The organism is uncultured Limnohabitans sp. (genome assembly GCF_937889215.1).
GTDB lineage: Bacteria > Pseudomonadota > Gammaproteobacteria > Burkholderiales > Burkholderiaceae_C > Limnohabitans_A.
The window spans coordinates 1-1,866 of record NZ_CALBEX010000041.1; the positions used below are offsets into that span (position 1 = coordinate 1).

General features: G+C 59.0%; 1 protein-coding gene. It reads left to right on the forward strand.

The window, feature by feature from the left end; all coding sequences use genetic code 11:
- The first annotated feature begins 118 nt into the window (after positions 1-118).
- Entirely contained in the window at positions 119-1,285 is a 1,167-nt protein-coding gene (locus tag Q0341_RS00985) for a benzoate/H(+) symporter BenE family transporter (RefSeq protein WP_299509955.1), read from the forward strand.
- Positions 1,286-1,866: the final 581 nt, after the last annotated feature.

Consider the following 1,866-nt stretch of genomic DNA (forward strand, 5'->3'; position numbering starts at 1 on the left):
AAATCATTGCGTGGCGTGAACTGCAAAACGACAGTGTTTGGCGGCAGGGTTGGGTGTGATGCGTGCGTGGACAAAAAACCATCGTGCTAAACAAGGCTTGTGAGAGGAAACACCCGTGTTGAAAAAATGGTTGAGTGATGCGTCCCTGTCCACGGTGGTTGCCGGCTTTGTGGCTGTTCTGGTGGGGTTTACCAGCTCGGCGGCCATTGTTTTCTCAGCCGCACAGGCCTTGGGCGCCAACGAAGCACAAACGGCCTCCTGGATGTGGGCGCTGGGTTTGGGCATGGGGGGCACGAGCTTGGTGTTGAGCCTTTGGTACCGGCAACCTGTGTTGACGGCCTGGTCAACGCCCGGTGCGGCGGTGTTGGCCGTAACGCAGGGTTTGACGCTGCCCGAGGCGACGGGGGCCTTCATCGTGAGTGCTTTGCTCATCATGGGGGTAGGTTACAGCGGTCTGTTTGAGCGGTGGATGGCGCGCATTCCCTTGGCTTTGGCCAGTGCACTGCTGGCGGGGGTTTTGGCCCGTTTTGCTTTGGATGCTGTGGGGGCGGTCGGTCAAGCGCCGGTTTTGGTTCTCTGCATGGCGGGTTCGTATTTGTTGGGTCGCCGGTTTTTTTCCCGTTGGGCCGTGCCTTGTGTGCTGGCAGTCGGCATAGCGGTAGCGGTCTTGCAGGGGCAATTGAATGCGGCACAGATTGTCTGGACTTGGGCCACACCGGTGTGGGTTTCGCCCGAGTGGCGTTGGGGCGCCATGGTCAGTGTGGCCTTGCCGCTTTTCATCGTGACCATGGCATCGCAAAATTTGCCCGGTGTGGCAGCTCAGCGCAGCGCGGGTTACAACACGCCGATTTCGCCCGTGATCGGAGCCACCGGATGCGTGACTTTGCTATTGGCCCCTTTTGGCGGGTATGCGCTAAATTTGGCCGCGATCACAGCGGCCATTTGCATGGGCCGTGAAGCCCATGCCGATCCCACACGGCGTTACACCGCCTCGGCGGCGGCCGGACTTTTTTATATTCTTTTGGGTTTGGCCGGCGCTTCCATTGTCAGTTTGCTGGCCGCCTTTCCCAAGGCGCTGGTGTTGGCCGTTGCGGGATTGGCCTTGGTCAGCACCATCGCGGCGAGTTTGTCCACGGCCATGAAAGACGAGGGCCACCGTGATGGAGCTTTGCTGACTTTTTTGGTGACCCTTTCGGGCCTGAGCATTGCGGGGGTGGGGGCTGCTTTTTGGGGTCTGCTGGTGGGCATCGTGGCGTTGTGGGCTTTGTCTGCGCGCAAAGCGTGAAGTGGGTTTGCCTACGCATCAGCCCGTGACCCTGAGCCCCAGTCAAACCGACATAGACCGCCTGCTGGCCCCGGACATCTTGCCCACCTTCAGCGTGGCCAGTTTTGTGGCAAAAGGCGCCACCTTGGAAGGTGCGGCCATCAGCCTGACTTGCCCACTGACCCGCTTGTGTCGGTGGAAATCGAAGCCGTTTTTCCAAGGTCACGCAAGTCATTGCCTGGAGTTAGTTGCAAAACGACAGTGTTTGGCGGCAGGGTTGGGTTTGATGGCAAGAAGTAATTCTGCATAGCCTGTCATCCGTCTGGCCGCGGTTTCAAAAACGACCCATATTTCGGGGCAAATACCCTGATTTCAGCCGGTTTTCATACATTTCGGCCAGTGCCTTGAGGCCAGCAAAGTGATCCTGATCAGTAGCCACCCTGCCCCCGGCGCGCCTGCTCGGCCTCTCGCTTGCGCTTTTGGGTATCACGCTCACGCTTGAGGGCCTCTTTCTGGCGATCCACGTTGGCCTTTAACTGTGTGACCCTCATCTGCTCAGGTGTGGGTGGCTTAAAGGGTTTGATGGCTGCGGTCTTGGGGGG